Here is a 20,513-nt window from a genome sequence, read left to right as displayed (position 1 = left end):
GCACACCGCCGGAGGGGAGCCGGCCGGCTCCCCTCCGGCGGTGTGCGGACGCCGGGCCGTACCGGGGCGGAGGTCGAGATGGAACTGGTCCAGGAAGGCCCCTTCCGCTACCGCATCGCACCGCACGCCGGCATGCGGGTGCCCGGCGTGGTGTTCGCCTCCCCAGGCCTGCTCGCGGACGCCGACCAGTCCCTGGAGCAGGTCGTGCACGTGGCCGAGCTGCCCGGGATCGTCACCGCCTCGTACGCCATGCCGGACATCCACTGGGGCTACGGCTTCCCCATCGGCGGGGTCGCCGCGACCGACGTCGACGCCGGCGGGGTGGTCTCGCCGGGCGGCGTCGGCTTCGACATCTCCTGCGGGGTGCGGCTGCTGGCCGCCGACTGCGACGGCGCGGCGCTCCGCCCCGCGCTGACCGCCGTCATGGACGGCCTGGACCGGGCGATCCCGCGCGGGGCCGGGCCCGGCGGCGTATGGCGGCCGGACCGCCCCGGCGAGCTGGAAAGGCTGCTCACCGGCGGCTCCCGCTACGCCGTGGAGCGCGGCCTGGGCGAGGAACGCGACCTGCTGCGCTGCGAGGACGGCGGCGCGGTCGCCGACGCCGACGCGGCCCAGGTCGGGGAGCGGGCCCGGGAACGCGGCCTCGGCCAGGTGGGCAGCCTGGGCTCCGCCAACCACTTCCTGGAGGTGTAGCGGGTCGCCGAGGTGTACGACGACCGGGCCGCCGCCGCCTTCGGGATCGGACCGGGACAGGTCTGCGTGATGATCCACTGCGGCTCGCGCGGGCTCGGGCACCAGATCTGCACCGACCACGTACGGCTGATGGACCGCGCCATGACCCGGTACGGCATCACCGTGCCCGACCGGCAGCTGGCCTGCACCCCGGTGGACTCGGCGGAGGGCCGGGCGTACCTCGGCGCGATGGCGGCGGCCGCCAACTACGGCCGCGCCAACCGGCAACTGCTGTCCGACGCGGCGCGCACGGTCTTCCGGCGCGCCCTGGGCGCCCGGCTGTCGCTGGTGTACGACGTCTCCCACAACCTCGCCAAGATCGAGCCGCACACGGTGGACGGCGAGCGGCGCCGGCTGTGCGTGCACCGCAAGGGCGCCACCCGCGCCTTCCCGCCCGGCCACCCCGAACTCCCCGAGGACATCCGGGAGTTCGGACAGCCGGTGCTCATCCCCGGCACCCTCGGCACCGCCTCGTACGTGCTGACCGGCGTGCCCGGGGGCGACGCCTTCCACTCCACCTGCCATGGCGCGGGCCGCACCATGAGCCGCCACCAGGCCGCCCGCACCATCACCGGCAGCCAGCTGCGGGCCCGGCTGCGCGGCGCCGGGGTGGCCGCGCGCCCCCGGTCCTGGCGCGGTCTGACGGAGGAGGCGCCGGAGGCGTACAAGGACGTCGACGCCGTCGTCGCCGCGAGCGAGGGCGCCGGCCTGTGCCGGAAGGTCGCCCGGCTGGTGCCGCTCGGGGTGGTGAAGGGCTGACCGGGCGGGTCCCGGCCCCGGGGCGCCGGTCACACGTCCACGATCACCGCGCAGGACCAGCCGTGGGCGTCCGGGCCGATCCGCAGGTTCTGCCAGGAGACGCCCTTGGGGGCGGCACCGACGACGGTGACGTCCGCGAGGCGGGCCAGGGACAGCCGCGCCTCCAGCACTCCGGCGCCGACAGGCTCCACGTCCACGCCGACCGGGACCAGCCCCGCCACCTCCAGCCGGAAGACGACCTCGTCCAGCAGCGCGACCAGCAGCTCCTCGTCCTCGGCCGGGCCGAGCCGGACCCGGCCCCCGGTGACCGGCCGCACGTCCGCCACCTCGGCGAAGGTCTCCACCAGGGCGTGCACGGCCTCGGCGAGGCAGCGCTCCCGGCTGGGGCCCCACGCGTGCAGGAGGGTGTCGGCGGTGTGCGGCATCGCGCAGTGGCCGCTCGCGCCCCCGCGCCGCCCGCGCGCACCGCCGCCGGTGTCACCTGCCATGGCCGCCCCGATCCTTGCCCTCGGGCCGGGTACCCGCGTCCGGGCGGTGGTCAGCGCAGCAGCCGGTCCAGGAAGCCGTTGCCGAAGACCCGGTGCGGGTCCAGCCGGTCCAGCGTGGTCACCGCCCGGGCCCACACCCGGGGACCGAACGAGCCGGGCACATCCGTGCCGAGCACGTCCGGATCCCGCCAGGCGTCGTCCGCCGTGTACGCCCAGCCCTTGGACCACTCCACCCGGGTGCGGGCGTACCCGCCGTCGTACCTGTCGAGCAGGAACCGCTCCAGCTCCCGCTGGAACGCCCCCGCGTACGGGGTGCCGGGCAGGGTCAGCACGTCCAGCCACACCGCGGTGTCCCACTCGGGGTGGGCCGGGTCCGGCCGTACGGCCGACAGCAGCGGGGCCTGCGCGCCCGGGACGCCGGTGGCCGCGGGGTCGTCCAGGCCGGTCACCCGGATCTCCACCGAGCCGTTCACCGGGAAGCGGCCGCGGGCCGCGTACGCGGCCAGCCGCTCCCGGTAGAACCGGGTGAACTCGTGCACCACCCGCTGCACGCCGGACCGCCGGGTCAGTACCGCGTACCCGCTCGCGGTCACCCGCAGGGTGGTCGGCCGGATGTACAGCAGCGTGTTCTTCGACGGCCCCCACAGATCGGCGGAGAAGGTGGCCGCGAGCCCCAGCCGGGCGGCGGTCAGCTGGGCCTGGCCCAGCACCGGCGCCAGATACCAGGCGGCGCCGGAGAACAGCCGCCCGACCAGATCGGCGACGGGCGTCGGCACGCTGTCGGAGAAGGGATAGTTGTACGGCGAGGTGACGTGCCGCGAGCCCGCCGGGCGGACCGGGGCGACACTCCACTCCTTCAGCCACGGGTGCTCGGTGAAGGCGAACCAGATCGCCTCCACCCGGCCCGAGCGGTGCAGGAAACTCTCCAGGGTCCGCCCGCCGGACCCGGGCGCCGCGAACAGCTCCCGGGCCGGGACATCGGTCCGGCTGACACACCGCAGCCGGGTGTCGGGGCCGACCCGCAGCACCGCCTCGGTCACCAGGGACCGGCCCAGATGGGTGAGGAGCGCGGCGGTGTCCGCCTCCCCGCGGCGGAAGGTGCGCAGCACATAGGACCCGGCGGCCGCGTCCCACACCACCGCCGTCAGCTCCAGCACCCGGTTGCTCAGCGAGCCGTAGGCGGTGCCGGGCGGGGGCTCCTCGCCGGCGGCCGGTACGGCGGTGCCGTGCGCGCCGATCGCCAGGGCGCCGCCCAGGGTCAGATCGCCCGGCGCGGGAGCCGCGGTGAGCCCCAGCCCATGGCCCTCCAGAAAGGTGAGCAGGGTCTCCAGGGTGACGCCCGCGCCCGCGCGGACCGCCGTCGGCGAGTCCAGGGCGAGCCGGGTCAGCCGGGGCGCCGTGTCGACCAGCAGGACCCGGTTCCGTGTCGTCGTGCCCTCGGTGACGGTGAGCGGCGACCAGCCGTGCGCAGCACCCCGGGCCCGCACCCGCCACCCGTTCCGCCAGGCCCAGTTGACGACGGCGAGCGCCTGCTCCGGCCCGCCCGGGGCGCAGGCCCACAGCCCGTCGGCGGTGATCTCACCCGCCCAGTTGCGGTAGGCCGACCGGTAGAGCGCCACCTCGGCCGGGAACCCCGGAAGTTCGGCCGCGGCCACCGCCGGATCGGCCGCGAGCAGCACCGGTACGGCGGCCAGGGCGGCGGCGCCGCGCAGCAGACCACGGCGGCCGACGGAGCCGGAAGTCGGGTCCGAGGAGCGGGAGTTGGCGTCGTCCAGGGAATGATCGATCACACGGTCACGCTAGGCGCCGCCCGGCACTCTGCCGGCCCACGGCACACCGGATCACTCGTTCGGGTGATTCTCGTCGGTGCTCGGCGGAGCGGCCCGTTCCGCGGAGCGCGCCGCCGGATGCCACACTGATGTCATGGACGAACGCGTGATCGGCAGGTCGGGCCAGTGGGCATCGGTCGTCGGACTCGGCACCTGGCAGCTGGGTGCCGACTGGGGCGAGGTGGACGACAAGGAGGCCCGCGCCGTCCTGGAGGCGGCCGCCGAGTCGGGGGTCACCTTCTTCGACACGGCCGATGTGTACGGCGACGGACGCAGCGAGGAGACCATCGCAGGCTTCCTGCGCGGCCGGCCCGATCTGCATGTGCTGGTGGCCACCAAGATGGGCCGCCGGGTCGAGCAGCTCCCCGAGAACTACGTGCTGGACAACTTCCGTGCGTGGAACGACCGTTCGCGCCGCAACCTCGGCGTCGACCGCATCGACCTGGTGCAGCTGCACTGCCCGCCGACGCCCGTCTACTCCTCGGACGAGGTGTTCGACGCCCTGGACACCCTGGTCGAGGAGGAGCGCGTCGCCGCCTACGGGGTCAGCGTGGAGACCTGCGCGCAGGCGCTGACGGCCATCGCCCGGCCCAACGTGGCCAGCGTCCAGATCATCCTCAACCCGTTCCGCATGAAGCCGCTGTACGAGGTGCTTCCGGCGGCGAAGAAGGCCGGCGTCGGCATCATCGCGCGGGTGCCGCTCGCCTCCGGCCTGCTGTCCGGCAAGTACACCGCGGACACCGTGTTCGCCGCCAACGACCACCGCACCTTCAACCGGCACGGCGAGGCCTTCGACCAGGGCGAGACCTTCTCCGGAGTCGACTACGCCTCCGGCGTCGAGGCCGCCGCCGAGTTCGCCGCGCTCGCCCCCGAGGGCTACACCCCGGCGCAGCTGGCGCTGCGCTGGATCATCGAACAGGACGGCGTGACGACCGTCATCCCCGGGGCCCGCAACCCCGGGCAGGCCCGCGCCAACGCGGCCGCCGCCAAGCTGCCGCCGCTGCCCGAGGAGACCTTCGCCGCGATCCGCGACCTGTACGAGCGGCGCATCCGGGAACAGGTGGAGCACCGCTGGTGAGGAGGCTCGTTTGAAGGGACGGCCGGCCGGTTACACGCACCGCATGACGCAGGACGGGCGGCGCAGAGGGCGGAACGAGACCGAGGAGGAGCGGGCCGACCGGATGTGGGGCGAGCTCATCCAGGAAGTCCGCGTGGCCCAGACCGGTGTGCAGATCCTCTTCGGCTTCCTGCTCACCGTCGTCTTCTACCCGAAGTACACCATGCTGCCCCACGTGGACCAGGTCATCTACATCGTGACCGTCCTCCTGGGCGCCTGCACGACCGGCGCCCTGGTCGGCCCGGTCTCCCTGCACCGCCTGGTCTCCGGCCGCCGGGTCAAGCCGGAGGCGGTGCGGCTGGCGTCCCGGATGACCCTGGTCGGCCTGGTGCTGCTGCTCACCACCATGACCTCGGCGCTGCTGCTCATCCTCCGCGTGGCCACGCACGGCTCCTATGTGCCGTACCTGGTGACCGCGGTCGTCGCCTGGTACCTGACGTGCTGGTTCGGCCTGCCCCTGTGGGCCCGCCACCGGCACACGACCAGTGTCGGCGACGGGCCGGGGAGTTCCGCGTCCGCCCCGGGCCGGGACGGACGCGACGACGGGTGACGCCCGGTCCCGCGACGGCCGGAACTCCCCGGAACTCCTGGCCTCCGTCGCGGGCCGGCCTCAGCCGAGTGCCTCCCGCAGCGCGGGCAGCAGGGTCTTCGCCGACCAGTCCAGGAACTCCGGCTGGGAGTCGCCGCCGATCTGCACCAGCGCGACCTCCTCGAACCCGGCCTCGGCGTACGGCCTTACGGCGTCCACGAAGGCGTCCGGGTCGTCGCCGCACGGGATGGCCGAGGCGACGTCGTCCAGGGTCACGAACTGGGTGGCGGCCTCGAAGGAGTCCGGGTGGGGCAGTTCGGCGTTGACCTTCCAGCCGAGGCCGAACCAGCGGAACTGGGAGTGGGCGCGCTTGATCGCAGCGTCCCGGTCGGGGTCGTAGCACACCGGCAGCTGGCCGACCCGGGGTTTGCCGGAGCCCCCGTGCCGGTCGAAGGCCTCCAGCAGACCCGCCTTCGGCTCGGTGGCGATGACCAGGTCGGCGAGATGCCCGGCGAGCTTGCAGGACTGCTCGCCGGAGACGGCGATGCCGATGGGCGGCGGCTGGTCGGGCAGATCCCACAGCCGGGCCGAGTCCACCTCGAAGTGGCGGCCGTGATGGGTGACATGGCCGCCCTCGAACAGCGCGCGGATGATCCGTACGGCCTCCTCGAGCATCTCGTGGCGCACGTCCACCGGAGGCCAGCCGCCGCCCACGATGTGTTCGTTCAGGTTCTCGCCCGCGCCCAGCCCGAGCCGGAAGCGGCCCTGGGACAGCAGCTGCATGGTGGCCGCCTTCTGCGCCACCACCGCCGGGTGGTAGCGGAGGATCGGGCAGGTCACATAGGTCATCAGCGGAATCCGCGAGGTGGCCTGCGCGGCCGCGCCCAGCACACTCCACGCGTACGGTGAGTGGCCCTGCGAGCGCAGCCAGGGAAAGGCGTGGTCCGAGGTCACCGAGAAGTCGAAGCCGGCCTCCTCGGCACGCACCAGGTGGTCCACGAGATCCCGCGGACCGGCCTGCTCGGTCATCATCGTGTATCCGATTTGCACCATAGGGTGCGAGTCCCCGGCTCGGCCGCAGGAAAACGGACCGGAGCGGCGGCTCAGCCGTTCGGCTCGCGGAACGTGGCCAGGAAGGTCTTCAGTGCCAGCCGGACGGCCGGGGTGTCCCAGGCCCCGGCCGGCGCGGTGAAGCGGAGCGAGCAGCCCCGGTGGCCGCCGAGCAGGAAGCCGCGCCCGAAGGTGTGCACCCGCGCCGCTCCCGTCCCCGAGAGCCACTCCAGGTCGGCGGCCGGGTGTCCGTGGTAGCCGGTGGCGCGGATCGCGCCGACCCGTTGGTAGCCGGGCGTCCGCGCGAGGCCCGGCTCGACGTCGTCCCGCCAGACGGCCACCGGGTCCGGGCCGACGTGCTCGCTGGAGGTGACGGCGAGGGTGGGGGAGGAGCCGCCGGTCCCGAAGGTGACGCGGTAGGTGCGGTCGGTGACCCGCGAGGTGGCCAGCCGCCGCCAGCCGTCGGGCAGCGCCACCTGGAAGCCTTCGGGGGCGGTGTAGCGGTGGTAACCGGCCGGCAGCCCGTCCGGGACCGGTGCCGGGGATGCGGCCGTGGCCGGGGCGGTCGGTGTGCCGGTCGGTGTGCCGGCCGGCCGGGCGGAGGAGGGGGCGGCCGGGGCGCCGGCCCGGGGCGGGGGCCCGGCCGGGGCCGTGCCGGGGAGGAGGTGGGTCGCGGCCAGCACCCCGGCCGCGACGGTGCCCACGGCGAGCGCGGTGCCGAGGGCCAGGACCCGTCTGCTCCGGCCCGGCACGGCGAGGGACGCCCACCGGTACGCCCCGCGCGGCCGGGGTTCCGGTTCCGGCTCCCGCCCGGCGTCGGAACCGGCGTCGCGTGCCCGGAGCAGCGCCTCGCGGAGCTGCTGCCGGGACGGCCGCTCCCGGGAGTCCTTCCGCAGCAGACCCTCCACGGCCTGGGTCAGCGCTCCCGTGCGCAGCGGGGTGCGCAGCGGCAGCCGGTCCACCGCCTTCAGCGTGGCGTCGGGACGGCCGCGGTCCCGGAACGGCGGCCGGCCCTCGACCATCGTGTAGAGCAGCGCGCCCAGCGCCCACAGGTCGGCGGCCGGGCCGATGCGCTCGTCGCGGGCCTGCTCCGGCGAGGCGTACGACGGTGCCGTGAGCCGGGGCACGAGGGTCGCGCCCGCGAGCCCGAACCCGGCCACGACGACGGTCCCGTCCTCCCGCACGAACACCTGGCCCGGGCTCAGCTCACCGTGCGTGACGCCCTCGTCGTGCGCGGCCTGGAGCACGTCGAGCAGCTCCAGGCCGATCCGTGCCGCACGCGCCGGATCCAACGGCCCCTCGCGGTCGAGGAGTTCGCACAGCGCCGTACCGTCGATCCACTCGGTGACCGTCCACAGCGTGCCGGACTCCACCACCGCGTCGACGACCGCGGCGACCCGGCCGGGCCGCAGCAGCCGCAGCGTCTCGGAGGTGCGGACGAGGCGGGCGGTGATCCGGTGCGCGCCGTCCTCGCCGGCGGACTCCGGCAGGGCGGTCTGCGCCATCAGGCGGGGCTGTGCCGCCGCCATGTCCTCGGCGTACCACCACAGTCGGTTGGTCTCGCGGGCGAAGACCTCCAGGAGCCGGTACCGCCCGGCGACCGACGCGTGCGCGGAGACGTGCGCCTTGACCATGGTCATCCCTCGCTGAAACCCCTTGCCCGGTGTCGCCCAGGGGTACGCGCGGCATGTGGGGGTGCGTTCAAGGATGCCCGGCTCCGGCCCACTTCCTGTCTTTCGGTCAACACACCGCGGCGGTGCGCTCAGCCGACGGGCCTGAGCAGTCCGAAGCGCTCGGCCCAGTCGGCGACCTCCCGGGGCGTCGTGTTGCCCCCGCACACCACCAGCCCGATCCGGGCGTCCGGGCCGACCCGTTCCACCACCTGCCGGGCCGCCGGGAGCACACAGCCCGCGGCGGGCTCGGCCCACACCTTGGCGTGGTCGGCGAGGTCCAGGCATCCCTGCACGGCGTCCCGGTCCGGGACCACCAGCACCTCCTCGACCAGCGCGGCGACATGGTCGTACGTCAGCTGGGACACCGAGGGCGCGGTGAGCGTGGTGACCAGCGACGACACCGGCACCGGCAGCGGGCCGCCCGCCCGCAGCGCCGCCGACATGGCCTCCGCGCCCTCCGTCTCCACGCCCCACACGCGCACCGTGGGCCGCAGGGCGCGCAGGGCCGCCGCGATGCCCGCGATCAGCCCTCCGCCGCCGATGCTGACGACGACATCGGTGAGCTCGCCCGCGTCCTCCGCCAGTTCGGCACCCACCGTGCCCTGACCCGCGATCACCAGCGGGTCGTCGAACGGATGGACCAGCGTCAGCCCCTCGTCCCTGAGCCGCGTCACCAGCTCGAAGGCGCTGTCCATGCCGTCGGTCAGCCGCACCGACGCCCCCGCCTGCTCCACGATCTCCACGGAGCGCGCGGGCGCGGTCCGGGGCATCACCACCGTCGCCTTGACGTCGAGCGCCGCCGCCATCTGGGCGACGGCGATGCCGTGGTTGCCGCCGCTGACCGCGACGACGCCCGCCGCCAGCTCGGCCGCGCTCAGTGACAGCAGCTTCGCCATGGCCCCGCGGGCCTTGAACGAGCCGGTGCGCTGGAGGAGTTCGAGCTTGGCGGTGACCGGGACGCCGAGCAGCGCGGTCAGCCCGGGGCTGGGGACCGTCGGTGTGCGCACGACGTGTCCGGCGATCCGCTCCGCCGCGGCTTCGATGTCCGAGATGCCGATCAAGGTGCTTCACCCTTCCGGCGCGGGGGTGGGAGCCGCGCCGGTCGCACCCTGACCCGGGAGGGTGTCCCTGGTCAACACCGTTTCGCGGTACGGCTACAGGGCCCGGCCCAGCAGGAACTCCAGTAGCCGGACCAGGTCCGCGGCGGCGCCGGCGGCCAGCGGGGCACCGGCGAGCAGCCCGCGCGCCGCGGCGGTGTGGGCCCGCGCCTCGGCCAGCGCCGCCGCACGGCCCCCGGCCTCCTCGATCAGCGCGGCCGCCTCGGGCGCTCCCTCCTCGGTGCCGAGGAGCGCGGGCAGCCGCCCGGCCGCCGGGGAGGCGAGCGCGACCAGCACCGGGAACGTCTTCTTGCCCGCCCGCAGATCGCCGCCCACGGGCTTGCCCGTGACCGCCGGGTCGCCCCAGATGCCCAGCACGTCGTCGACCAGCTGGAAGGCGATGCCGAGGTGCCGTCCGGCCCGGTCCAGCGCGGTGACCGTGGCCTCGGGCGCCCCGCCGAGCGCGGCGCCCAGCGCGGCCGCGCAGCCGAGCAGCGCGCCGGTCTTGCCCTCGGCCATCGCCCGGTACTCCCCGGCCGTCACCCGGTCCGGACCGGTGCACGGCCGGGCCGCGAACACCAGGTCGTCGGCCTGCCCGCGCACCAGGTCGGCGAGGGCCGCGGAGAGCAGCCGTACCGCGCCGGGACCCTGGGGCGTGGCGGCGACCGTCTCCACCGCCAGCGCGAACAGGGCGTCGCCGGCGAGCACCGCGGGGCCGGTGCCGTACGCCTGCCACACGGCGGGGCGGCGGCGCCTGGTCGGGTCGCCGTCCATGATGTCGTCGTGCAGCAGCGAGAAGGCGTGCACCAGCTCCACCGCGACCGCCGCCGGGACACCGGTTTGCTCGTCGGCGCCCGCCGCCCGGGCGCCGAGCACCGCCAGCGTCTGCCGGACGCCCTTGCCGCCCGGCGCGGCGGCGGGCGCTCCGCCGACCTCGCACCAGCCGAAGGAGTACGCGGCCATCTCCGCCACCCACGGATGCAGCCGCCCCACCGCCTCCTGAAGCGCGGGCCGCACCAGCTCCCGGCAGCCGGCCAGGATCTCGGTGGCGCCCGGCGGCGCCTGGAGCGCGGTCATCGCACGGCCTCCGCGGCCGGCGCGAACTCCTGCCGGGCCCGGGCCACCAGCTCGCGTACGTGCTTCAGCCCGCCGCCTTCCAGGGAGCGGGCCAGCTCGGCGAGTTCGGCCGCCGTCTCGGCGGGGCTCCGGCCCAGCATCGCCCGCGCCTTCGCCAGGCCCAGCCGGGACAGCGCCTCGCCGCGCGGCTCGCTCATCGCGCGGAACTCCTCCAGCGCCAGCTCGTACAGCTCCCGGGCCTCGGCGTAACGTCCCGCGCGGTAGAGGACGTTGCCGCGCATCTTGTGGTTGTAGGCGAGCGCGCTGGAGAGGTTCATCGCGCGACACATGGTCTCCGCCTCGGACAACAGCTCCAGCGCCCGCCCGGTGTCGCCGTCGCGCACCGAGAGGACGTCGGCCAGTCCGCGCAGCGCCCAGGCGTGGCCGCGCCGGTCCTCGGCCCGCGCGGCTATCTCCGCCGCCTCCTCGAACAGCGCGTACGCCCTGTCGTACTCCCCGGTGTTGCGGTGCATCTGGGCGATGCCCTCCAGCGCCCACACCGTGTGCCGGGCCTCGCCGCGCCGGCGGGCCTCGGCCAGCAGCTGCTCGTGCAGCCGGCCGACCGCGGCGTAGTCGCCCTGGATCCGGCCCGTCTCGGCGAGCCCGGCCAGGGAGTAGCCGCGGACGACGACGTCCCCGCCGCGCTCGCCGAGTTCGGCCGCGAGTCCCAGCAGCCGCCAGGCCAGCGGGAAGGCGCCGCGCTGCCGGGCCAGTGTGCCGCCGCTCCACAGCGCCCAGGCCATCGCGGCGGTGTCGCCGGCCTCCCGGGCGGCGCGGTAACTCGCCTTCCAGGCGCGGTCCGCGTCCTGCACATGGCCGAGCCGGCGGTGTGCCTCGGCGACGGCGAGTCCGCAGCGCGCCGCCTCGCCCGGGCGCCCGGAGCGCTCGGCCTCGCGCAGCCGTTCGGTGGCCTCGGCCAGCACATCGACCAGCGAGGAGTTGACGGACAGGGTGGTCAGGGCGCCCTGGTACTCCGGGGCGAAAGCCTTGCCGTACATGCGTACCCTTCTATACACGGAGTGTATACATGACGTGTATAGCGTCTCGGAAACATGCCCCGAGTCCCGTGCGGGACCGGGGCTTCGGTCTGTTGTGGATCAAGACGCGGGTTCCGCCGCCGGGGTTGACTGTGCGACGCGCATCACATCGGAAGGCTCAGTGCTGCTGGTTCTTCTGCGGCGTCAGCTCGCTCGGCCGCACCACGACGACCCCCTCGCCCTGGAGCATCAGCTGGACCGCTTCGCCCGAACCGCCGCGCAGCATCGAGCCGATGGACTGCGAGCGGTGCAGCGAGGTCTCGAGCTGCGCCGACCAGCCGACCACCGCGTCCGTGTCGACGTACACCGGCGCCTCGGGCGTAACCGGTATGACCAGCGGGTTGCCCTCGCAGACCAGCCCGAGCCGGCCGTGCCCGCTGAACACGCTGTTGAACACCCCGCCACCGGCGATGCCGGAGCCCTTGACCGCCTTGATCTCGTACGACAGCGAGGCGTCGAAGCACAGGACGTTGCGGCCGTTGACGGTGAACCGGTCACTGGGCTCCACCTCGACGATGAAGCAGTTCTGCGCCTCGTGCGCGAACCAGGCCTCGCCCTGCCCGCGCACCGCCATCAGCGGCAGCCCCTCCCCGGTGACCGCTCGCTTGAGCATGCCGCCGACACCCTGCCCCTTGCGCTCGAAGGCGAGGCCGCCGCGGTGGGCGATCATCGCGCCCTGCCGGGCGTACATCTCGCCGTGCACCACGTATCTGATGCACTTGGCGTTCTCCACGGTCATGCCCGGCTCGGTGGCCGGCAGGACCCGGTTCTGATGCGAAAAAAGATCACCCTTCATGCCGGGCATGGTGTCCCGGAGGGGCCGGTTCCGCCAAGTTCGCGGAACCGGCCCGCCCGGCTGCGGTCAATTCACGGCCGGCTTGGCCTGCTTGGCCTGCTTCCCGCAGAACGCCGACTCCAGCGCGCCGCCCAGCGCCTTCAGCACCCCGCTGCTGTTCGACGCGTTGGCGACGGCCGTGAGGCTGCGCCCGCCGTCCTTCGTGGCGAACGCGTAGGTGTAGTAGCCCTGCACCGCCCCCGTGTGCCCGTACACCGACAGCCCGCAGGACAGATCGCGCCGGCGCAGTCCGAGCCCGTACGACGTCGTGCTGTCCACCCTGTTGAACCGCTCCATCTCGGCGAGCCGCGCGGCGGACAGCAGCCGGCCGCCGAGCAGCGCGCTGTAGAACGTGTCGAGGTCCTGCGCGCTGGAGATGATGGCCCCCGCGCTCTGCGCCCAGGACACGGTCTGCCGGGTGGCGTCGATCAGCCGGGCGCCCGAGCCGTTGTTGGTGAGGTAGCCGCGCGTGTACCGGCCGGGGATCGCGGTGTCCGGGTGGACGTAGAAGGTGTCCTTCAGCTTCAGCGGCTGGAAGATGCGCTGTTCGTACGCGGTCCGCACCGGCTGCCCCGTGAGCTTCTCGATGAGCATGCCCGCGACGACGAAGTTGGTGTTGGAGTACGAGTACGCGGCGCCCGGCGCGTTGGTGCGCGGCCGCTTCAGCGACAGCGCGACCAGATCGCGGTAGCTGAAGACCTTGTTCCGCACCGCCTCGAAGCCGGAGACGCTGTCGGCGAAGAGGTCGTTGGTGTAGTCGTACAGCCCGCTGCGGTGGCTGAGCACCTGGCGGACCGTGATGCGGTCGTCGGGCAGCAGCTTGGGCAGATAGCGGTTGACCGGGGCGTCGAGGTCGAGCCGGTGCTCGTCGGCGAGTTGCAGCAGGACGACGGCCGAGAAGGTCTTGGTCACGCTGCCGATGCGGAACCGGTCGGCGGTGCTGATGGCCCGCCCGGTGCCGCGGTCGGCCACGCCGCGCGTCACCTTGTACACCGTGCCGTGGTCGTCGATCCGGGCCAGCGCGCCCGGCGCGCCCTGGTTCACCACCGAGCGCAGCACCGTGCCCAGGCCCGCCGTGTCGGGCGCCGGAAGCGCCGCCGCGGCCGGGGCCTGCGGCGCCCCGGTGGCGGCCCACGCCGGGGTCGCCAGGAGCGACAGCGCGACCGCTCCGAGGACCGCGCCTCTGCTCACCGTCGCTGGAACCATCCGGCACCCACTTTCCTCTGTACGTCTGTTGCTGCGACATCGGTCACATTCCGGCCTGGGAACCTAGGGCATGAGGGGCGCGTCTCCACAACCGACACACAGTTGGTCATCTCGTGATCACCCTATGGCGTGCATTTGCAAAAGATTGTCATAGAAAGTCGCGAAATCGATCATTCCACCTTTACGTGGACATGACTGATCCGTAAGGGTACTCCCCGGGGCCCTACCAGCCCCCGTGGCGCGCTGAACTGCGCCATGCGTCAAGGCGGTTGGGGATCCCGGCCGCCTTTGAACGAAGGAACCCTGAATAGTGCGCAGACCGCACATACGCAGCGTGGCCGTCGCCATCGCGGTGACGACCGCTGCCACGGGCCTGGCCGGTACGGCCTTCGCGGGCCCCGCCACGGGGACGGAGCGGTCCGCCGCCGTCACGACCGACGCGACCGCGGTGGTGAACGCGGCGCGCGCCGCGGCCTTCGCCCACGCGTCGGCGACCGGCGTCACCAAGGGCGACGAACTCCACGCCCAGGACGTCATGCTGGACCCCGAGGGTGCCCGGCACGTCCGCTTCGTCCGTACGCACGAGGGAATGCCGGTCCTCGGCGGTGACCTCGTCGTCCACCTGACCCACCAGCTGGCCTACGACGGCGTGACCCGCGCCGCCGGCCACTCCGTCGCGCCGGACGCCACCCAGGCCAAGGTGACGGCGGACCAGGCCGCCGCCAAGGCCGCCAAGGCCGCGAAGGGCGAGGCGGGCGACGCCCAGCTCGTCGTCGACGCCCGCGGCGGTTCCTCGGCCCTGGCCTACCAGGTGACCGTGACCGACCAGACCGGCACCAACACCGTCGTCATCGACGCCGTCACCGGCAAGGTGCGCAGCAACACGCCCGACAGCGACGAGTTCCTGTCGCCGAAGCTGCTGAACGCGCTGCACCAGCGCGGCGAGACGGCCGACCCGGCCACCGGCACCGCCTCCGCCGCCTCGGGCCTGCTCGGCTCGGGCGCGACCACCGGCGCCACGAGCTACCCGTCGGCCGCCTACGGCACCGGCAAGACGCTCTTCGTCGGCAGCGTCGGCCTCACCACCACGCAGACCTCGCGTGGCCACTACCAGCTCAAGGACCCGAACCGGTACGGCACCGAGACCCGGGACGCCAAGGGCTCGTACACGGAGAACTTCGGCAAGGGCACGAAGTTCACCAGCACCACCAACGTGTGGGGCAACGGCACGACCGGCAACCGCACCAGCGCGGCCGCCGACGCCCAGTACGGCATCACCAAGACCCTGGACTTCTACAAGAAGACCTTCGGGCGCAAGGGCATCGCCAACAACAGCAAGGCCGCCCAGGGCATGGTCCACTGGGGCAACAAGGTCGCCAACGCCTTCTGGGACCCGACCTGCGGCTGCATGCTGTACGGCGACGGTGACGGCCAGACCTTCAAGAAGCCGCTGGTGGTCATCGACGTCACGGGTCACGAGCTGACCCACGGCGTGGTGGACGCGACCGCCAAGCTGGAGCCGACCTACGTCGACTCCGACGGCAACCAGTACGGCGAGCCCGGCGCGCTGAACGAGTCCCTCGCGGACATCTTCGGCTCCAACGTCGAGTTCTACGCCAACAACAAGAAGGACACCCCCGACTACCTGATCGGCGAGAAGCTGGGCCTCGCGCAGAAGTTCCTGCGCCGCCTGGACCACCCCTCGCTCGACAAGCTCGAGGGCACGATCGACTACTGGTCGTCGGACACGTACTACACCGAGGTGCACGCCGGTTCCGGTGTCTCCTCGCACGCGTACTACCTGCTCGCCGAGGGCAGCGGCAAGAAGACGATCAACGGGGTCGCCTACAACTCGCCGACGTACAACCACTCCACGGTGAAGGGCATCGGCCGCGCCAAGGCCACCGCCATCTTCTACCGTGCGCTCACCCGTTACATGGTCTCCACGACCGACTTCCACGACGCGCGCGTCGCGACGCTGAAGGCGGCCAAGGACCTGTACGGCGCGAACAGCACCGAGTACAAGACGGTGGACAAGGCGTGGGCCGCGGTCAACGTCACCGCCGCCAACAAGCCGGCCGCCCGCCACTGACGGACGGCAGCGCACCGGATGCCCCGCCCCGCGCGGGGCATCCCCCTTTCCGGGGCCGGCCGCACCGGGGCCGGGATGCGCCCGAGCCGCCCCGGCGCCACCATGACCTGCGTGGGACACGCAGACACGTCCCGGCCGGTCCACACCCGGCCGGGGAGAACCGCCGTACCCCGGGGCCCGGCCCCGTGACCGGCCGGCGCCTCCGCGGCCGCGCCCTCGCCGCCGCCCTGCTGACGGCCGCCGTCCTGCCCGCCCCCGCCGCCTGCGGGCCCGCCCCCGCCCGGCCCGCGCCACCCCCCAGGCCCGCCGCCCCGGTTCCCGGCGTGGTCACCTGGGCGGCGAGCGCACAGCCCCTCGGCGAGGCTGCCCCCGGCCAGGCCTACCGGCTGGTCGTGCACACCAGCGTGGCCGGCCGCGCACCGCGCGTCCGCCTCTCCAACGCCTTCGGCGACCGCCCGCTGACCCTGGACAGCGTCTACGCCGGCCTGCGCGCGCGGGGCCCGGCCCTGCGCCCGGGCAGCAACCGGCGGCTGACCTTCGCCGGCGCCCGCACCGTCACCGTCCCGCCCGGCGCCTCCGTCTGGAGCGATCCGCTGCCCGGCAGCCTCCCGGCCGACGTTGACCTGGTCGTCAGCCTGCACACCCCCGGCGGGCAGGGACCGGCCACCGGCCACGCGCTGGCCTTGCAGACCTCCTACACCGGTCCCGGCGACCCGACCGCAGAGGAGAGCGGCGCGCACTGGACGCACACCACCCGGTCCTGGTGGTACCTCGACGCGGTGGCCGTACGACCGTCCCGGCCGGGCACCGGTGCCGTGGCCGTGCTCGGCGACTCCCTCACCGACGGCCGCCGCTCCACCCCCGACACCAACCGCCGCTGGCCCGACCTGCTCGCCCGGCGCCTCGCCGCCTCCCGCACCGCCGTCCAGGGCGTGGCCGACGAGGGCATCTCCGGCAACCAGGTGCTCGCCGACGGCGCCGCGCCCAGCGCCCTGCACCGGCTGGACCAGGACGTCCTCGCCCTGCCCGGGGTGCGCACCCTCGTACTCTTCGAGGGCGTGAACGACATCAAGGCGCACACCGGGGTCACCGCCTCCCGCCTGATCGCCGGCTATCTGCGGATCCTGCGGCGGGCGCACGCGGCCGGCCTGTGCGTGGCCGTCGCCACCCTCAGTCCCTTCCAGGGCTGGCCCGAATGGGACCCGGCGGCCGAGGCCGTACGCCGCCAGGTCAACCGCTATCTGCGCGGCACCCGCGCCTTCGACGCCGTCCTCGACCTCGACCGCGCGCTGCGCGACCCGCACGACCCCGCGCGGCTGCGGCCCGCGTACGACAGCGGCGACCATCTGCACCCCGGCGACCGCGGCATGCGGGCGCTGGCCGACGCCGTGGCCCCGCACCGCCTGGACTGCGCCCGCTGAGCGGGCCGCCGGTCAGCGCCGCAGGATCTCGGCCCAGTCGGCGGGCACCCGCCCCGCCGGGCCCGGCGCCGGCTGGTCCACCGGCCGGCTGGCCGGCGGGGCGAGTTCGGGCCCCGAGCCGTACAGCTCCTCGGTGGCGAAGTTCCAGAACCAGTCCTCGCCCGGCTCGAAGCTGCGGATCACGGGATGCCCGGTGTCCCGGTAGTGCGCCGTGGCATGCCGCGCGGGCGAGTCGTCGCAGCAGCCGATGTGCCCGCACAGCGCGCACCGGCGCAGATGGAACCACCAGCCGCCCGCCCGCTCGCACTCCACGCAGCCGGTGCCGCTGGGCGGCACGCCGGGGTCGATGCCGTCGACGGGGTTCATACTGCTTCCTCCACGGGTGTCTCGGCCTCCAGCGGCAGCAGCACCTGGAAGCGGGTGTCACCGGGCACCGACTCGACCCGCAGGGTGCCGTGGTGCTTGTTGACGACGATCCGCCAGGAGATGTCCAGCCCCAGCCCGGTGCCCTCACCGACCGGCTTGGTGGTGAAGAACGGGTCGAAGATCCGGTCCCTGATCTCCGCGGGCACCCCCGGCCCGGTGTCCCGGAACTCCACCAGCAGCCGCTCGTGGTCCAGCGCGGTCCGCACGGTCAGCGTGCCCTCGCCGCCCGCGCTCCGGATGGCGGCGGCCGCGTTGTCGACCAGGTTGGTCCACACCTGGTTCAGCTCCGCCGGGTAGGCGGGCACCGGCGGCAGCGAACGGTCGTACTCCTTCACCACCGTGATGCCGGAGCCGAGCTTCCCGGACAGCATCAGCAGGGTGCTGTCGAGGAGTTCGTGCACGTCCACCACCCGGTAGGGGGCCCGGTCCAGCTGCGCGTACTGCTTGGCCGCGTCGACCAGGTGCGAGATCCGCGAGGTGGAGTCCTCGATCTCGTTCATCAGCAGCTCGGTCTCGATGGTGTAGTTGAGCCAGGCCACCGCGCCGGGCAGGATCTCCGCGTCCACGGCCGCCGCGACCTGCTCCAGCCAGTCGGTGTCCAGGCCCGCCTGTACGAAGACGGGAGCCAGCTGCCAGCCGTGGTCGATGCCGTGGTCCGCCAGCCAGTCGCCGAGCAGGTCCTCCCGGTCGGCGGCCTCCAGCGGGCTGAGCACCGGCGCCTTCGCGACGCGCTCGGCGGTGCGCTCCTGGATCTCGATCAGCCCGGCCAGCGCATCGCGCGAGAAGGGGCCTTCGGCGATCACGGCCAGCTTGTGCCGCATCTTCGCCACCCGCTCCCGCAGCGTCGAGGTGGCCCGCACCGCCGCTGCCGCCGGGTTGTTCAGCTCGTGCGTCAGCCCGGCCGACAGCGAGCCCAGCGCCAGCAGCCGCTCCCGCTGCCCGATCGCCGCCTGCGTGCTCTTCGACCCGAAGAACAGCCCCTCCAGCAGATGCACCGCCATCGGGAACCACTCGCGCATGACCTCCGCGAACACATCCGCCGGCAGCACGAAGAACCGGGTGGGCCGGGTCACCCGCAGCGAGTTGTTGTAGACCTGGGGCACCCGGTCGCCGAGATACGCCTGCATCGCGCCCGCGTACACCCCGGGCCGGTCGGTCCTGGTCACCTCGACGTCGTCACCGCCGACCCGGCGGGACAGCACCACCGTGCCCTCGATCAGCACGAAGAAACAGGTGGCCGGGGCGCCTTCGCCATACACCGGGCCGGGCTCGAACAGCTCCACCCGGCCCTCGCCGCACAGCCGGCCCAGCTGCTCGGGGGTCAGCTTCTCGAACAGGAACAGGGAGCCGATCTCCCCGGGGCTGCACGGCATCACCCGCCCGCTCACGACTGCTCCAGATACCGGTGGACGAGCATGACGGCCATGGCTCCCTCTCCGACGGCGGACGCGACGCGTTTGGCTGACTCGGCGCGCGCGTCGCCCGCGACGAACACGCCGGGAATGCTGGTCTCCAGGTGGTACGGCGGCCGGTCCAGCTCCCAGCCGGCCGGCGGCCGTCCCTCGGCGCCCAGGTCGGGGCCGGCCAGGATGAATCCGCGGTCGTCGCGCAGCACGGTGTCGCCCAGCCAGTCGGTCAGCGGGGCGGCCCCGATGAACACGAACATCCAGTGCGTGTCGACCCGTTCGGTCTCCCCGGTCACCGTGTCCCGCAGCGTGAGCTGTTCCAGCCGGTCCGTCCCGTGGGCCGCGTCCACCACGGTGTGGGCGCGCACCCGGATGTTCGGCGCCTCGGCGATCTGCTGGATCAGGTAGTGCGACATCGACGCCGCCAGATCCGGACCCCGCACCAGCAGCGTCACCGACTTCGCGCCCCGGGCGAGGTACATGGCCGCCTGCCCGGCCGAGTTGGCGCCGCCCACGATGTACACGTCCTGGCCCTGGCAGGAGGCCGCCTCGGTCAGCGCCGAGCCGTAGAACACCCCGCACCCGGTCAGGCCGGTGCAGCCGGTGGCGTCCAGCTGCCGGTACTGCACCCCGGTCGCGAGGATCACCGTGTGCGCGGCGATCGCCGAGCCGTCCGAGAACCGGACCACCCGCGCAGCCCCGTTGACCTCCAGGCCGGTCACCTCCCGCGCGGTCAGCAGCTCGGCACCGAACTTGGCCGCCTGCCGCCGCGCCCGGTCGGTGAGCTGGGCGCCCGAGACACCGTCGGGAAAGCCGAGGTAGTTCTCGATCCGTGAGCTCTGCCCGGCCTGGCCGCCGGTCGCCGACCGCTCCACGAGGACGGTCCGCAGCCCCTCCGAGGCGCCGTAGACGGCGGCACCGAGCCCGGCCGGTCCGCCGCCGATCACGATCAGGTCGTAGAAGTCGGCCGTCGGGTTCGTCGCCAGGCCCACCCGGGCGGCCAGCTCGGGCGCCTCCGGCTCGACCAGCGCGGTGCCGTCCGGCGCGATCACCAGCGGCAGCCGCTGTCCGTCCTGCCCGGCCGCCGCCAGCAGCCGCCGGCCCTCCGGCTCGTCCACCGAGTACCAGCGGTACGGCACCTGGTTGCGGGCCAGGAACTCGCGGACGTCCGAGGACCGCGCCGACCAGCGGTGCCCCACCACCTTGGTGCTGGACACCGGCCGGTGGCCGCCGGCCCGCCACGCCTGGAGCAGGTCGTCCACGACCGGGTAGAGCTTCTCCTCCGGCGGGTCCCAGGGCTTGAGCAGATAGTGGTCGAGGTCGACGACGTTGATCGCGTCGATCGCCGCGTTGGTGTCCGCGTACGCGGTCAACAGCACCCGCCGCGCGCTCGGGTAGATGTCGAGCGCCTGCTCCAGGAACTCGATGCCGTTCATCTGCGGCATCCGGTAGTCGGCCAGGATGACCGCCACCGGCTCGCCGCGCAGCTTCAGCTCGCGCAGTGCCTCGAGCGCGGACTCGCCGGACTCCGCGCGCACGATCCGGTGCGCCGCGCCGTAGCGCCGCCGCAGATCGCGGGCGACGGCCCGGGAGACCCCGGGGTCGTCGTCCACGGTCAGGATGACGGTCCGCGCTGCTTCGGCAGCCTGAGCCATATAACGTCCCACCCCGTTGGTCGGTGCCCCGGGCGGGTGTCGTGG

16 protein-coding genes and 1 pseudogene are annotated in these 20,513 nt (G+C 73.8%); 5 read left to right on the top strand and 12 right to left on the bottom strand.

Annotated elements, in window-relative coordinates:
• Positions 1-78: 78 nt before the first annotated feature.
• Positions 79-1,491: pseudogene (locus ACZ5CZ_RS20780) on the top strand (RtcB family protein).
• 29 nt (positions 1,492-1,520) lie between these two features.
• Here the strand turns inward: ACZ5CZ_RS20780 and ACZ5CZ_RS20775 are convergent.
• Positions 1,521-1,979 (bottom strand): archease, encoded by a 459-nt coding sequence (locus ACZ5CZ_RS20775; RefSeq protein ID WP_385841058.1) that lies wholly within the window; start codon positions 1,977-1,979, stop codon positions 1,521-1,523.
• Positions 1,980-2,029: 50 nt separating this feature from the next.
• Positions 2,030-3,754 carry a cholesterol oxidase substrate-binding domain-containing protein gene (locus tag ACZ5CZ_RS20770; RefSeq protein WP_468945073.1) on the bottom strand — a complete coding sequence of 575 codons (1,725 nt, stop codon included), beginning with the start codon at positions 3,752-3,754 and terminating at the stop codon, positions 2,030-2,032.
• Positions 3,755-3,902: 148 nt separating this feature from the next.
• On the opposite strand from ACZ5CZ_RS20770, the gene ACZ5CZ_RS20765 reads away from it, so the two are divergent.
• Both ACZ5CZ_RS20765 and ACZ5CZ_RS20760 read left to right on the top strand, forming a co-directional pair.
• Positions 3,903-4,886 carry an aldo/keto reductase gene (locus tag ACZ5CZ_RS20765; protein WP_385841056.1) on the top strand — a complete coding sequence of 328 codons (984 nt, stop codon included), beginning with the start codon at positions 3,903-3,905 and terminating at the stop codon, positions 4,884-4,886.
• A gap of 43 nt (positions 4,887-4,929) precedes the next feature.
• Positions 4,930-5,475, top strand: coding sequence for a DUF6328 family protein (locus ACZ5CZ_RS20760; RefSeq protein WP_467540071.1), 546 nt, complete (start codon positions 4,930-4,932; stop codon positions 5,473-5,475).
• 60 nt (positions 5,476-5,535) lie between these two features.
• On the opposite strand, the gene ACZ5CZ_RS20755 is transcribed toward ACZ5CZ_RS20760, so the two are convergent.
• The 7 genes from ACZ5CZ_RS20755 to ACZ5CZ_RS20725 form a co-directional block, all read right to left on the bottom strand.
• The gene (locus ACZ5CZ_RS20755) at positions 5,536-6,507 is read right to left on the bottom strand and encodes an LLM class F420-dependent oxidoreductase (RefSeq protein WP_468944737.1); all 972 of its coding nucleotides are present in this window, start codon (positions 6,505-6,507) and stop codon (positions 5,536-5,538) included.
• 50 nt (positions 6,508-6,557) lie between these two features.
• A complete protein-coding gene (locus tag ACZ5CZ_RS20750; protein WP_468944734.1) occupies positions 6,558-8,144 on the bottom strand; it encodes a protein kinase domain-containing protein in 1,587 nt (528 codons plus the stop codon).
• A gap of 122 nt (positions 8,145-8,266) precedes the next feature.
• Positions 8,267-9,238, bottom strand: coding sequence for a threonine/serine dehydratase (locus ACZ5CZ_RS20745; RefSeq protein WP_468944731.1), 972 nt, complete (start codon positions 9,236-9,238; stop codon positions 8,267-8,269).
• 93 nt (positions 9,239-9,331) lie between these two features.
• Positions 9,332-10,351, bottom strand: coding sequence for a polyprenyl synthetase family protein (locus ACZ5CZ_RS20740; RefSeq protein ID WP_468944728.1), 1,020 nt, complete (start codon positions 10,349-10,351; stop codon positions 9,332-9,334).
• Positions 10,348-11,388: a tetratricopeptide repeat protein gene (locus ACZ5CZ_RS20735; RefSeq protein ID WP_468944726.1), complete on the bottom strand. Its 1,041-nt coding sequence runs from the start codon at positions 11,386-11,388 to the stop codon at positions 10,348-10,350. Before ACZ5CZ_RS20735 ends, ACZ5CZ_RS20740 begins: the two co-directional genes overlap by 4 nt.
• A 157-nt stretch (positions 11,389-11,545) precedes the next feature.
• Positions 11,546-12,223, bottom strand: coding sequence for an AIM24 family protein (locus ACZ5CZ_RS20730; protein ID WP_468944723.1), 678 nt, complete (start codon positions 12,221-12,223; stop codon positions 11,546-11,548).
• A 66-nt stretch (positions 12,224-12,289) separates the two neighbouring features.
• Entirely contained in the window at positions 12,290-13,468 is a 1,179-nt protein-coding gene (locus ACZ5CZ_RS20725; protein WP_468944718.1) for a serine hydrolase domain-containing protein, read from the bottom strand.
• A 310-nt stretch (positions 13,469-13,778) separates the two neighbouring features.
• Between ACZ5CZ_RS20725 and ACZ5CZ_RS20720 the strand changes: the two genes are divergently transcribed.
• On the top strand, positions 13,779-15,560 hold the full coding sequence (locus ACZ5CZ_RS20720; RefSeq protein ID WP_467540058.1) for a M4 family metallopeptidase: 1,782 nt from the start codon (positions 13,779-13,781) through the stop codon (positions 15,558-15,560).
• 185 nt (positions 15,561-15,745) lie between these two features.
• On the top strand, positions 15,746-16,981 hold the full coding sequence (locus tag ACZ5CZ_RS20715; protein WP_468944714.1) for an SGNH/GDSL hydrolase family protein: 1,236 nt from the start codon (positions 15,746-15,748) through the stop codon (positions 16,979-16,981).
• 12 nt (positions 16,982-16,993) lie between these two features.
• Here the strand turns inward: ACZ5CZ_RS20715 and ACZ5CZ_RS20710 are convergent, their stop codons facing one another.
• From ACZ5CZ_RS20710 to ACZ5CZ_RS20700, 3 genes are read right to left on the bottom strand one after another with little or no spacing between them, the layout of a single operon-like run.
• A complete protein-coding gene (locus ACZ5CZ_RS20710) occupies positions 16,994-17,347 on the bottom strand; it encodes a UBP-type zinc finger domain-containing protein (RefSeq protein ID WP_385841042.1) in 354 nt (117 codons plus the stop codon).
• A complete protein-coding gene (locus ACZ5CZ_RS20705) occupies positions 17,344-18,795 on the bottom strand; it encodes an ATP-binding protein (RefSeq protein ID WP_385841041.1) in 1,452 nt (483 codons plus the stop codon). The genes ACZ5CZ_RS20710 and ACZ5CZ_RS20705 overlap by 4 nt, the downstream gene beginning before the upstream one ends.
• Positions 18,792-20,468, bottom strand: coding sequence for an NAD(P)/FAD-dependent oxidoreductase (locus tag ACZ5CZ_RS20700; RefSeq protein ID WP_467540052.1), 1,677 nt, complete (start codon positions 20,466-20,468; stop codon positions 18,792-18,794). Before ACZ5CZ_RS20700 ends, ACZ5CZ_RS20705 begins: the two co-directional genes overlap by 4 nt.
• Between the last annotated feature and the right edge of the window lie 45 nt (positions 20,469-20,513).

The organism is Streptomyces sp. NPDC031418 (genome assembly GCF_055581605.1).
Note: the sequence above shows the minus strand (reverse complement) of the source record. Positions and strands in the feature narration are given on the sequence as shown.